This window comes from Glutamicibacter mishrai (genome assembly GCF_012221945.1).
Classification (GTDB): Bacteria; Actinomycetota; Actinomycetes; order Actinomycetales; family Micrococcaceae; genus Glutamicibacter; species Glutamicibacter mishrai.
Genome location: NZ_CP032549.1, coordinates 176,009 through 188,586, shown reverse-complemented (window position 1 = coordinate 188,586; position 12,578 = coordinate 176,009). Strand labels below are relative to the sequence as shown.

General features: G+C 63.2%; 8 protein-coding genes. All 8 read right to left on the bottom strand.

All coding sequences use genetic code 11. From position 1 onward, the window contains the following. Positions 1-108: 108 nt before the first annotated feature. Positions 109-2,547 (bottom strand): glycogen/starch/alpha-glucan phosphorylase, encoded by a 2,439-nt coding sequence (locus tag D3791_RS00885; RefSeq protein WP_172511041.1) that lies wholly within the window; start codon positions 2,545-2,547, stop codon positions 109-111. Between the two features lie 346 nt (positions 2,548-2,893). Next, on the bottom strand, positions 2,894-3,859 hold the full coding sequence (locus tag D3791_RS00880; protein ID WP_172511040.1) for an FAD-dependent oxidoreductase: 966 nt from the start codon (positions 3,857-3,859) through the stop codon (positions 2,894-2,896). Between the two features lie 82 nt (positions 3,860-3,941). Next, on the bottom strand, positions 3,942-4,682 hold the full coding sequence (gene pgl / locus D3791_RS00875; protein ID WP_172511039.1) for a 6-phosphogluconolactonase: 741 nt from the start codon (positions 4,680-4,682) through the stop codon (positions 3,942-3,944). After that, complete coding sequence (locus D3791_RS00870) at positions 4,672-5,613, bottom strand: glucose-6-phosphate dehydrogenase assembly protein OpcA (RefSeq protein WP_022876399.1); 942 nt, start codon at positions 5,611-5,613, stop codon at positions 4,672-4,674. Before D3791_RS00870 ends, pgl begins: the two co-directional genes overlap by 11 nt. Beyond that, entirely contained in the window at positions 5,610-7,130 is a 1,521-nt protein-coding gene (zwf, locus tag D3791_RS00865) for a glucose-6-phosphate dehydrogenase (protein WP_022876398.1), read from the bottom strand. Before zwf ends, D3791_RS00870 begins: the two co-directional genes overlap by 4 nt. A 7-nt stretch (positions 7,131-7,137) precedes the next feature. Then, entirely contained in the window at positions 7,138-8,712 is a 1,575-nt protein-coding gene (locus tag D3791_RS00860; protein ID WP_172511038.1) for a glucose-6-phosphate isomerase, read from the bottom strand. After that, positions 8,713-9,816: a transaldolase gene (tal, locus tag D3791_RS00855; protein ID WP_172511037.1), complete on the bottom strand. Its 1,104-nt coding sequence runs from the start codon at positions 9,814-9,816 to the stop codon at positions 8,713-8,715. An 18-nt stretch (positions 9,817-9,834) separates the two neighbouring features. Beyond that, positions 9,835-11,949, bottom strand: a complete 2,115-nt coding sequence (gene tkt, locus D3791_RS00850) for a transketolase (RefSeq protein WP_022876395.1) — start codon at positions 11,947-11,949, stop codon at positions 9,835-9,837. Positions 11,950-12,578 lie beyond the last annotated feature (629 nt).

Here is a 12,578-nt window from a genome sequence, read left to right as displayed (position 1 = left end):
CGGCTCCTTGCTGTTGCTTTTGCTCTCATCCAAACACACGCAGAGCCCGCTGGACCCAAGATGACGCAGGTCACCTTTGTATTACATGTCGTGACAGAAGGTGACCGGCTACAGCGCGGATTCCACGTCCCAAATCTGAGACATATATTCGCGGATTGAGCGGTCGGAGCTGAAATACCCCATGCGAGCGATGTTCAAGATGGCCATGCGCTGCCACTTTTCGGGGTCGCTGTAGCAGTCGGCTACTTCGCCTTGGGCCCGGTCGTAATCCTCGAAGTCCGATGCAACCAGGAACCAGTCGCTGTTCCACATGGTCTCCAGCAGCCCGTCATAGCGGTGATGATCCTCGGGGCTGAAGGTGCCTTCGGCAATGGCCTGCAGGACATCGCGCAGGGTTTGGCTGGCCTCCAGCGCGGCGCGGGAGTGGCCCTGCTGGGCGCGGCGTTCGGCGACCTGTTCGGTGGTGAGCCCGAAGAGGAAGAAATTCTCGGCACCGACATGCTCGCGGATTTCGACGTTCGCCCCGTCAAGGGTGCCGATGGTCAACGCCCCATTGAGGGCGAACTTCATATTGCCGGTGCCTGAGGCTTCCATGCCCGCGGTGGATATCTGCTCGGACAGATCGGCCGCCGGAATCAGTTTTTCGGCCATGGATACACCGTAGTTCGGCGGGTAGACCACGCGCAGCAGGTGGCGGGTTTCCGGATCGTTGTTCACGACTTCGGCGACGTCGTTGATCAGCTGGATGATCAGTTTGGCCATGTGGTAGCTCGGTGCTGCCTTGCCACCGAAGATCTTGACCCGGGGGACCCAGCTGGCCTGCGGATCGCGCTTGATCCGCTGCCAGTGCGCAATGGTCCACAAGATGTTCAACAGCTGGCGCTTGTATTCGTGCAGCCGTTTCACCTGGGCGTCATACAACGCCTCGGCAGGCAGTTCGATACCGTGCTCAGCGACCAGCCAGCCGGTGAAATGCTCCTTGGCCTGGCGCTTGCTGCGGCCGAAGGCATCGCGGAAGGCAGGATCCTCGGCATAAGGTTCGAGTTCGCGCAGCCGCTCCAGATCTGTCTCCCACCCGGCGCCGATGGTGTCGGTGATCAATGCGGCCAGCGATGGGTTGGCGAGTTTGAGCCAACGACGCGGGGTGACTCCGTTGGTGATGTTCACGATCCGCCCTGGGTGCAGTTCGTTGTGGACCGGGAACAGCTCCTGGCTGACCAGTTCGGTGTGGAGCGCTGACACGCCGTTGACCTTGTGGCTGGTGGTGAACGCCAAATCGCCCATGCTGACCTGATCGTTGCTGATCAGGCGCACCGGATCCGAGACCTGGCCCTGCAGCGCGATGAATTGGGTGTCGAGGGTCTCGATGATCTGCAGATGGCGTGGCAGGACCTTGCGCATCAGCCCGACGCTCCAGCGTTCCAGGGCTTCGGGCAGCAGCGTGTGGTTGGTATAGCCCAGGACGCCGGTCGCGGTTTCCACCGCCGTATCGAAGTCCACGGCGTGCTCGTCAACCAGCAGGCGGATCAGCTCGGGGCCGGCGATGGCTGGATGTGTGTCGTTCATCTGGATGGCCACGAACTCGGGGAGCTTGAGCAGGTCATCGTGTGCCGCCAGGTAGCGGCGAAGGATGTCCTGCACCGAGGCGGAGGTCAGGAAGTACTCCTGGGAAAGGCGCAGCTCCTTGCCGCCCTCGGTGGTGTCGTTCGGGTACAAAACGCGGCTGAGGCTGCGGGCCAATGCTTCGGGTTCGGAGGCGGCGGCGAAGTCGCCGGCGTTGAAGCGATCCAGATCGAAAAGGTCGGCGCTGGGCATCGCGGCCCAAAGGCGCAGGGTATTCGCCCATTGGCCGCCGTAGCCAACCACCGGGGTGTCATGGGCCGAGGCGAGGACCTTGGAGCGTGGCGACCAGATGGAGGTGCCGTCGTGATCGTGCAGCTCGCCGCCGAAGCCGACCGGGTAGGCGGCTTCGGGGCGGGTGAAGTCCCATGGGTTGTCGGTGGCCAACCAATTTTCCGGGGTTTCGATCTGACGCCCGTTTTCGAAGAGCTGGCGGAACAGCCCGTGTTCGTAGCGCAGGCCGTAGCCGTAGGCGGGGCAGCCCATGGTGGCCATGGATTCGAGGTAGCAGGCCGCGAGCCGTCCCAGGCCGCCGTTGCCCAAGGCGGCATCGGGTTCTCCCTCGGCTACCTCATCGAAGCTCAAGCCGAATTCCGCCAGGACTTGGACCATGACATCGCGCAGGCCCAGGTTGATGGCCTGGTCTTCAAGCAGCCGGCCGATCAGGAATTCCATCGACAGGTAGTAGACGCGTTTGCGGTCTTCATCCCAGGTACGACGGGTAGCGCTGAACCACGGATCAACCGCGTAATCACGCACCGTGTGGGACAGGGCCATCCGCCAGTCGAAGAGCGAGGCTTGCTGCGGGCTCTTGCCGACCGTGTACTGCAGGTGGCGCAACAAGGCCTGGCGAAACTGTGCTGGCGTCGGCGCAGAATCTGCGGCGGTCGTCTCGCGGAGTTGACGGGCATCGAATGATTGCGACATTGGCTGCTCTCGTGATCTTCAGTGGTACCTGGGTTGAAAGTGGTCGTGCGTGAAACGTGACATTACTCTAAGGCCGGCGATCTGTCGTCGCCTATGACCGGCAAATGTCATCAAAGGCGTCGTTCGCCGCTGGGCCAGGTACTGCGACGGCCCGGCACGTCCCCGCGCGCGGTGCAGAGCGCGGTGGAACGGACCTTCTCCCAGTTTTCGAAACGCAGTGCCGAAAACTGCCCCAGCCTAGGCAGCGAACGACACCATTTGGCGTTCTATGGCGAGCCTAGCCCGTCATCGGCAACACAGTGTTTAAATAGGATGAAGTTTGGGTTTAATCGTGCACTATCCGGGCCTACGAGTTCAGCAATTCCACCACTCGCCGCGCGGTGCCCCAGGACAGGGTGACACCGCCGCCGCCATGGCCATAAGCCGCGATCACCGGGATGCCGTACCCGGCAACGTGCTCCAGCCGGATGGTTTCCCGCGCCGGACGCAGGCCGACCTTGTGTTCCAGGACTTCGCAATCGGCCAGCTGCGGCACCAGGGAGATGGCGCGATCGAGCATGTCGATCGCCGTCTGTTCATCAACTTCGAGGTTGGTGTCGTGGGCGACGTCGGTCCCGCCCACGATGATGTCATCGCGCCGCGGAATGACATAGCAGACACCCTGCGGGTGGTCGTCATCGCTGAACCAGTCGGTCAATCCGGCGGTATTAGCAAGGCGGATGACCTGGCCGCGAATCGGATAGACGCTGTGGTCATCGCCCAGCAATTCGCCTCCGCGGATCCCGGCGGCCACCACTACTGCATCGCTGTGGGCACCCAGTTCGTCCAGATCGGTGACCGTGCGTTGCTCGAATTGCACGCCGAGCCGCTGGCACTGCTGTTGCAGCCAGGCTAGATAGGTCGGCATGGTGATGACCGGGACCGTTCCGCTGGTGGCCGAGAGCGCGCCGTCGGGCAGCAGCTCCGGGTCGACGACCGCGGCGTCGGCAACATGCCTGGTCCATGAGCGATCGGCATCCGCGCGCCGCTCGACATCCATGCCGAAGCGAAGGTCGACTCCGGTCTCCGGAATCAAGGAGAGCGCCTCGAAGCGTTCCAAGGTTCGAGCGAGCAGGATATCGGCGGCGGGGGAGTTCTCCGAGTGGTACGGGAACCAGATGGCCGCGGAGACTGCGGAAACGGTGTGCAGCGGTTCCTGATCGCTGATCACGCGCACACGGTGGCCTTGGCTGGCCAGTTCATTTGCGGTGGACAGGCCGATGACCCCGGCACCTATCACCGTGACATTGAGCGGGGCGAGCAGTTCTGGCATGGGAATCCTTAAAGACGGTGGTTAGCGCAAAGGCCGGCTCCTTCGAACCAAGAGGTTCACGGAGCCGACCTAGCGTTGCTGATCAGAGCAGTGTTGACGCGGCGCGATCGACGATCCAGCGGGTGGCTTGGGTGCCGCGCACTGCGCTGGCAGGAACAGCCACTTCGTTGATTTCATGGGAGGCGGCGGCCAAGGCAGGAGCCTTGTCGGCGCCGGCGACGATCAACCACACTTCGCGCGCGGTGTTGATGGTCCCCATGGTCAAGCTGACGCGATGCGGTGGCGGCTTGGGGGAGTCGTGGACCGCGATGGCCCCGAGCTCATCGGAGCGCGTGTGGTTCGGGAAAAGCGAAGCCACATGCGAATCCGGGCCCATGCCCAGCATCAGAACGTCGAAGACCGGCGAGGCGGAACCTTCCGGTGCTTCCTGCGCGAGCAGCTGCGTGTAGGCCACGGCGGCCTGCTCGGCACTCTCGTACTGGTCGCTGGCGCCCATGGCGTGGACGGTGCCGCGGTCCAGCCCCAATTCGTCCAGTGCGGCGAAGAGCGGCTCGGCCTGCAGCACATTGCGATCGGCGGAATCACTGTCGACAAAGCGCTCGTCACCCCACCAGAAATGCACCTGCGACCAGTTCACCGAGGTTTTGGCCGGGTTTTCAGCGACCGCTACCAGCGCGGCAATGCCCAGGCTGCCGCCGGTGACCACCACGTGCGCGACCCCGCGGGCCGCGATCGCGTCGTTGATCGAGGTGATCAAGCGGGCGGCGATGGCATGCGCGGTGGAAGCGACGTCGTCGTGGATGGTGATTTGCCTAGCGATCACTGGGAACCACGCTCCCGATCTGGGTCATCTTCAGGCCCTTGGTGATGACGTCGCCGAAGACCTCGTCGGCATCCAGGCGGCGCATTTCCTCGGCCAGGCAGTCCGCGACGGAACGGCGAGGCAGGGAGATGCGCTGCGGGGCGGAGCCTGGCTGGTACAGGTGGGCCACCGCGCCGGAGGGACGCGAGAGTTCCACATCGCCAGCCTCGCGGGACAGGCGCACGCTGGACAGGCCCCCGGTGGTGTTATCCGCGGCGATCGTCACCGGCAAATCGAGGCTCATGGTTAGCCAGGCAGCCAGCAATACGGTGGAAGGCGAGTTCTCCGCGCCCTTCACGGTGATGCCGGTCAGGTCCTCGGTGCCGACCAGGTCGATGATGCTCGCGAGCTGTCCGCGCCAGTAGGTCAGGCGGGTCCAGGCCAGGTCGGTATCGCCAGCGTGGTAGCTGTCGGCGCGGCCATAGAGCGAGGCCACCGGATCGGACTCTTCTGCCGAATCGGTGATGCGGCGGTGCGCCAGCCGGCCCAATGCGGTTGCGAATGGATCCTTCGGCACGCCATGCGGCCACCAGGCGACGATCGGGGCGTCCGGCAGCAGCAGCGCGGAAATCAGCGCCTCATCTGCGACGACGTCCGGGCCGAAGGTGCGCATGACGATGACCTCGGAAGCGCCGGCGTCACCGCCCACGCGGATCTGCACGTCCAGGCGGTTCTTCTCCTTGGTATTGCCGCGCACCACCACGATGATGCGGCAGGGGTGCTCGCGGCTGGCCAGGTTGGCAGCTTCGATCGCGTTCTCCGCGAAGCCTTCGCGGGTGATGACCACCAGGGTCAGCACGCGGGAGAGCGCCACCACGCCGTGGGTACGGCGCGAGGAGATCAGCTTTTTGGCCACCTTGGAGGTGGTGGTGTTGGGAAGATCGATCATCATGGGCGTCGCCACGTCCTTCCATCTTTGGCCATCAGCTCATCGCTGCTGGCTGGTCCCCACGACCCCGGAGCATATGGATCCGGCTGGGTTGGCTGCGAAGCCCAGTATTCCTCGAACGGATCCAGGATCCGCCAGGACTGTTCCACTTCCTCATGGCGCGGGAACAGCGGCGGTTCGCCCAGGAGCACGTCGAGGATCAGGCGCTCGTAGGCTTCCGGGGAGGATTCGGTGAAGGCGTTGCCGTAGCCGAAGTCCATGGTGACATCGCGGATTTCCATCTGGGTGCCTGGCACCTTCGAGGCGATGCGGATGGTGGCGCCTTCATCTGGCTGGACGCGGATCACGAAGGCGTTCTGGCCGAACTCGTCGGAATCGTGGTCGCCGAAGAGCAGGTTCGGGGCCTTCTTGAAGACCACGGCGATCTCGGTGACGCGGCGTCCCAGGCGCTTGCCGGCACGCAGGTAGAACGGCACGCCATCCCATCGGCGGGTCTTGATGTTCAAGCGCACCGCCGCATAGGTTTCGGTCTTGGACTTCGGGTTGAAGCCTTCCTCATCGAGGAAGCCGACAACCTCTTCGGCGCCCTGCCACCCGGAGGTGTACTGGCCGCGGGCACTGGCAGCTCCCAGATCCTCGGGCAGCTCAACCGCCGAGAGGACCTTTTCCTTTTCGCTGCGCAGGTGATCGGCGTTGAAGGAGATCGGCTCCTCCATGGCGGTCAGCGCGAGCAGCTGGAGCAGGTGGTTCTGGATGACGTCGCGGGCCGCGCCCACGCCGTCGTAGTAGCTGGCACGTCCGCCGATGCCGATGTCCTCGGCCATGGTGATCTGGACGTGGTCAACGTACTTGTTGTTCCACAGCGGCTCGAACATCTGGTTGCCGAAACGCAGAGCCAGCAGGTTCTGCACGGTTTCCTTGCCCAGATAGTGGTCGATGCGGAAGACCTGATCCGGAGGGAACACGGATTCCACGATCTGGTTCAGTTCGCGGGCGCTTTGCAGGTTGTGGCCGAACGGCTTCTCGATGACCACGCGTTCCCAGCCGGGGTTGGAATCATTGGCCAGGTGGTGCTCGGAGAGCTTCTGGCAGACGATTTCGAACCAGCTTGGCGGGATCGAGAGGTAGAAAGCATGGTTGCGGCCGGTGGAACGGGACTCCGCCAGCTCGTCGAGGGTCTCGGCGAGCTTCTTGTAGGCGTCGTCATCGTCGAAAGCACCGGAGATGAAGCGCATTCCGGAGGCCAGCTGGGCGAAGACCGTTTCGTTGAACGGGGTTCGGGAGCTGGCGAGGATCCATTCGCGGGCCTGGTTCGCGAAGTCCTCGGCGCTCCAGTCGCGGCGGCCGAAGCCGACGATGGCAAAATTCGGGGGGAGCAGCCCGCGGTTGGCCAGGTCATAGACAGCTGGCATCAATTTCTTGCGGGCAAGGTCGCCGGTGATTCCGAAGAACACCAGCGCGCCCGGACCGGCAATGCGGTTAAGTCGCCGGTCGCGGGCATCGCGTAGTGGATTACTCATTAGTGCCTTACTTCGCTGCCTCAAGCAGGGCAGCGATTCCGGCTGCGCGGTCCGTGAGGTTCACGCGCAGCACTGGGCGGTTGTGCTCGGCATCCGAGAGCACTGCGCCATCGCCGATGGCCTGGGCAGTGATCAGGGAGCCGAAGGAGTATGGACGATCCGGGATCTCGAGGTCGTCCTGGTGGTCAGCGGTAATCTGCAGGAAGACACCCTGAGCCGGGCCGCCCTTGTGGTACTGGCCGGTGGAGTGCAGGAAGCGCGGGCCCCAGCCGAAGGTGACCGGACGTCCGGTCTTCTCGGCGAACAGATCGCGCAGTTCCTGCAGCTCGTTATCCGAGGTGCGGTTCAGGTACGCCTGGATGGCGAAGTAGCCGTCCTCAGGCAGCTTGGCGGTCAGCTCGGCCAACGCGGCATCCAAGGTGCTCGCGGTGGTGCCGAACAACTGCACCGAGCCGTCGACTGCATCGGGCTCGGCGGCGGCCGGGGCCTCCAGCATCGAGCGGGCTGCGACCTTCGCGGCTTCGACATCCGGCTGGTCGAATGGGCTGATGCCCAGCAGGTAGCCGGCTACCGCGGTGGCGTACTCGAAGATCATGAACGCGGTGCCCAGCGGCGCGCTGAAGTGCACTCCGGTGGTTTCCTCGTCGATCTCTTCTGGCAGTTCGTCATAGACGAACAGCGGCACGACATCGGCAGGCAGGTTCTTCAGCTCTGGCGCGTCGACGTGGGCGGCTACCGGGAGGACTCCCTTGCCGTCCTTGCCGGTGGATTCAGCGATGAGCTGCTCAGCCCAATCGCCGAAGCCTGGCAGTGCGTCGCCGACGCAGGCGATCAGCAGCTTGTCGCGGCCTGCGGTGGCCATGGCAGCCCCCAGGTGCAGCGCCAGGTTGTCCTCGTCGTCCGAAGCCAAGACGTCATTGATCAGTCCGGATTCTTCAACCAGGGCTTCGATGTCGGCACCGGCCAGGCCCGAAGGAACCAGGCCGAAGGCGGTCAGTGCCGAGTAGCGGCCGCCGACGTTCGGGTCGGCATTGAAGACCGCGCGAACGCCTTCAGGATTGTCCATGGGCGAACCCGGATCGGTCACCAGCACCAGGCGGGTGGCTGGATCGATGCCGGCTGCCTGGAATGCCGCGGTGAATGCCCGGCGCTGGGAGTCGGTCTCAACGGTGGAGCCGGACTTGGAAGATACGACCACAACGGTGCGCTCCAGATCGGTTTCCACGATCTGCTTGACCATCGACGGGTCGGTGGTGTCGCAGATGACCAGGTCAACCTCGTCGTGGGCCGCGATGACTTCAGGAGCCAGGGACGAGCCGCCCATGCCGCACAAGACGACGCGGGTCAGGTTTTCCTTCTGCAGCTCATCGCGCAGTTCCAGGATGGCCGGGATCAGCTTGCCAGCTGCCTCGAAGGGGTTGACCCAGCCCAGGCGGATGGAGGATTCTGCTTCTGCTGCCGGACCCCACACGGTAGGATCCTGGGCTGCGATGCGGCTGCCGACTTTAGCTTCGATGAGCTTCGGGAGCAGTGCATCAACGGAGGCCAGGGCCTCGCCAGAGGTCACCAAACCGAGTTCCATCTACTTGGCTCCCTTCAGTGCAACGGACATATCTTCGAGCAGTTCGTTCCAGGCGACCTCGAACTTGTCGACGCCCTCGACCTCCAACAGGTTCACGATCTCGTTGTAGTCGATGCCCTGCGCGGCGAGCTTGTCCAGCACGCGGTTGGCTGCATCGTAGCTGCCGGCGATCGTGTTGCCGCGAACCTCGGCCTCGGCTGCAGTGGCATCCAGGGTCTTTTCCGGCATGGTGTTCACGGTCTGCGGTGCCACCAGTTCGGTGACGTACAGGGTGGATGGGTAGGCAGGATCCTTGACGCCGGTCGAGGCCCACAGCGGACGCTGGACGTTGGCACCGGCGGCTGCCAGCACCTCGTAGCGAGCCGAGGAGAAGGTCTCTTCGAAAACCTGGTAGGCAAGGCGGGCGTTGGCCACGCCAGCCTGGCCGCGCAACGCGGTGGCTGCCTCGGTGCCAATGGCATCCAGGCGCTTGTCGATCTCGGTGTCCACACGGGAGACGAAGAAGGAAGCAACCGAGTGGATCTTGGACAGGTCAAGGCCCTTGGCGTGGGCCTTCTCCAGGCCGATCAGGTAGGCGTTGATGACTTCGCGGTAGCGTTCCAGCGAGAAGATCAGGGTGACGTTGACCGAGATGCCTTCGGCGATGGTCTCGGTGATCGCTTCCAGGCCCTCAAGGGTTGCCGGGATCTTGATCAGCACGTTTTCGCGGTTGACACGCTCGTACAGGGCCTTGGCCTGTGCGATGGTCGGCGCGGTTTCGTGAGCCAGGCGAGGGTCGACCTCGATGGATACGCGGCCGTCGAAGCCCTTGGAAGACTCGTAGATGCCCTTGAACAGGTCGCAGGCCGCGGCTACGTCATCGCTGGTGATTTCGGTGATCGCATCTTCAACGGACTTGTCGCGCTGCTCGGCGATGGCTTCGCCGTACACCTCGGCCTTGGACAGCGAAGCTGCGAAGATCGCAGGGTTGGTGGTCACGCCGACGACGTTCTTCTCTTCGATCAGCTTGGCCAGCGAACCGCTGGTCAGCCGCTCGCGGGAAAGGTCGTCGAGCCAGATCGAAACGCCGGCATCGGACAGGGCCTGGGTATTTGGGTTGCTCATAATATTTACTTCGGTTCCTTACTTTGCAGCGTTCTGCACGGAGGTTTCGGCTGCGGCAACAACGGCCGCGGTGGTGATGCCGAACTCGGAGTACAGCTTCTTGTAATCGGCGGAAGCGCCGAAGTGATCCAGGGAGATGATTTCGCCATTGGCGCCGACCAGTTCGCGCCAGCCCTGGGCCACGCCAGCTTCAACCGACACGCGGGCGGTGATGGCAGCGGGCAGGACCTCTTCGCGGTAGGCGGCATCCTGCTTGGCGAACCACTCCAGCGAAGGCAGCGAAACAACGCGGGCGGCGATGTTCTTGGCGGCCAGTTCCTCGCGGGCCTCGACTGCCAGTTCCACCTCGGAACCGGTAGCCAGCAGGATCACGTCTGGGGTGACCTCTGCGCCGTCGCGTACTGCCTCGGCCAGGATGTAGCCACCCTTCAGGGTGCCTTCTGCGCCGCGGAAGCCGGCGGCTGCGCGATCGTAGATTGGCAGGTTCTGGCGGGAGAGCACGATGCCCGATGGGGTGTCGGTCAGTTCCAGCATGCCGCGCCATGCGTAGGCGACTTCGTTGGCATCCGCTGGGCGGACCACGTCGAAGTTCGGGATGATGCGCAGGGAAGCGAGCTGCTCGACTGGCTGGTGGGTTGGGCCGTCTTCGCCCAGACCGATGGAGTCGTGGGTCCATACGAAGATCGATGGAACACCCATCAAGGCAGCCAAGCGGATGGCCGGACGCTGGTAATCCGAGAAGATCAGGAAGGTGCCGGAGAACGCGCGGGTTGGGCTGGAGAGCACAATGCCGTTGACGATCGAGGCAGCAGCGTGCTCGCGGATGCCGAAGTGCAGGACACGGCCGTATGGGCTGGCATCCCACGAAGCGGTGGAGCGACGCTCCGGAGCGAAGGACTTCGCGGTGTCGATGGTGGTGTTGTTCGAACCTGCGAGGTCGGCCGAGCCGCCCCAGAGTTCTGGCAACTCATCGGCGATGGCGTTGATGACCTTGCCCGAAGCCGAACGTGTAGCCATGGTGGAGCCTGGCTCGAAGACCGGAAGCTTCTCGGTCCAGCCTTCAGGCAGCTTGCCCGATTCCAGGCGCTCCAGCAGGGCAGCCTGCTCCGGGTTTGCGCTCTTCCAAGCGTTGAAGCCTTCGTTCCACGAAGCGTGCAGGTCTGCGCCGCGGGTGACAACCTCGCGGGCGTGATCCAGTACTTCCTGGTCGATGTGGAAGTTCTTTGCCGGGTCGAAGCCCAGGACCTCCTTGAGGCCTGCTACTTCTTCGGTGCCGAGCTTCGAACCGTGGATGCCGCCGGTGTTCTGCTTGGTTGGTGCTGGCCAGCCGATGACGGTGCGCAGTGCGATGATCGAAGGGCGGGAGGTCTCGGCCTTGGCAGCGCGAATTGCCTCATCCAGTGCCTTCAGGTCTTCCACGTATTCGCCGGTGACGGTCCAGTCAACACGCTGGGTGTGCCAGCCGTAGGAGTCGTAGCGGCCGAGGACATCTTCGGTGAAGGCGATGTCGGTGTCGTTCTCGATGGAGATCTTGTTGTCATCGTAAATTACGACGAGGTTGCCAAGTTCCTGGTGGCCCGCCAGCGAGGAGGCCTCGGAGGTGACGCCTTCCTGCAGGTCGCCATCGGAAGCAATGACGTACACGGTGTGGTCGAATGGGCTGGTGCCCGGCTCGGCGGCCGGATCCAGCAGGCCGCGCATGCGGCGCTGGGAGTAGGCGAAGCCCACGGCGGAAGCCAGGCCCTGGCCCAGTGGACCGGTGGTGATTTCGACGCCGGCGGTGTGGCCGTACTCTGGGTGGCCCGGGGTCTTGGCGCCCCAGGTGCGCAGTGCCTCGATGTCTTCCATCTCCAGGCCGTAGCCGGAAAGGAACAGCTGCAGGTACAGGGTCAAGGAAGTGTGACCAGGGGAGAGGACGAAGCGGTCGCGTCCGATCCAGTTCGGATCCTTCGGATCATGGCGCAGGTGCTTCTGGAAAATCAGGTAGGCGGCCGGTGCCAGGCTCATGGCGGTACCGGGGTGGCCATTGCCAACTTTTTCAACAGCGTCGGCTGCCAGGACACGGGTGGTGTCGATGGCCTTACGGTCCAACTCGGTCAGTGAAAACTCTTCTACTAAGGATTCAGTCGCCACAGCGGCGTTCCTTCCATTCAGGCTCGGACGGGAGATCTCTCCCGCTGACACGCAATACGCCGTCGCCTCCCATATATTCCGGAGCTCATTAAGGCTCAGGAAGATGTAGGTTGCGACGGCGCAATCTCGTCCAACTCTATCGCGAAAACGATGAGTGAGGTGTTGGTTATAGCAAGATGACACGCAACTTTATTTCCACCACGTAACAGTGGATTCACGGTTGATAAATGGTGGCAAGCCATGCACTGCGATGTAACGGCGGTCACCTTGCGTGATGTCGTGGTTATTCGAATGCCTGAGGAGCGGATTTCGGGACGGATCACAAACGCCGCAAGATGAGCAAGAACAAGCTTCAACTGTTGTAACTGTGACAAGAACAGGGTGTAGGTACTGTTTGTCGCGGAATTGAGTGCTCTCGTTTCGGTGTGCAACGCACGAGTTTCAAAAATCTAACAATTACTGGCTCGTGACGCCTCGTCCGCGTGCCGGGTTCCGATGTGGCTGTCCGAATATTGAGACTTAGTGACGCGCAAGTCAGTAAGAAATGGTCGGCATGGGGCGATGTTCTCCGTTAGAGGAACTCCCCCTGAATCGCGACCACCTTGGTTGCCCATAGGGGATTGACGGGA

Coding starts and splice junctions, on each gene's coding strand:
- D3791_RS00885 (WP_172511041.1), bottom strand. CDS start 2,547: ATGTCGCAATCATTCGATGCCCGTCAACTCCGCGAGACGACCGCCGCA.
- D3791_RS00880 (WP_172511040.1), bottom strand. CDS start 3,859: ATGCCAGAACTGCTCGCCCCGCTCAATGTCACGGTGATAGGTGCCGGG.
- D3791_RS00870 (WP_022876399.1), bottom strand. CDS start 5,613: ATGATGATCGATCTTCCCAACACCACCACCTCCAAGGTGGCCAAAAAG.
- zwf (WP_022876398.1), bottom strand. CDS start 7,130: ATGAGTAATCCACTACGCGATGCCCGCGACCGGCGACTTAACCGCATT.
- D3791_RS00860 (WP_172511038.1), bottom strand. CDS start 8,712: ATGGAACTCGGTTTGGTGACCTCTGGCGAGGCCCTGGCCTCCGTTGAT.
- tal (WP_172511037.1), bottom strand. CDS start 9,816: ATGAGCAACCCAAATACCCAGGCCCTGTCCGATGCCGGCGTTTCGATC.